Consider the following 215-nt stretch of genomic DNA (forward strand, 5'->3'; position numbering starts at 1 on the left):
TCGTTGGTCAAACCACGGAATGTTGCCGCCAGCAGCGCACCGATAACCCCCAGTGGAACGACCAGCATAACGGAGAACGGAATTGACCAGCTCTCGTACAATGCCGCCAGACACAGGAAGACGACGATCAGTGAAATCGCATACAGGGCAGGTGCCTGGTTACCGGACAGCCGTTCCTGGTAGGACATGCCCGTCCAGTCATAGCCGATACCGGA

The 215-nt window shown here is 57.2% G+C and carries 1 protein-coding gene; it reads right to left on the bottom strand.

From position 1 onward, the window contains the following. Positions 1-215, bottom strand: a 215-nt coding sequence (locus tag FDX22_RS22680) for an efflux RND transporter permease subunit (RefSeq protein WP_146717816.1), incomplete at both ends; no start/stop codon positions are given.

The sequence above is a fragment of the Citrobacter sp. TBCS-14 genome (genome assembly GCF_005280805.1).
GTDB lineage: Bacteria > Pseudomonadota > Gammaproteobacteria > Enterobacterales > Enterobacteriaceae > Citrobacter > Citrobacter gillenii.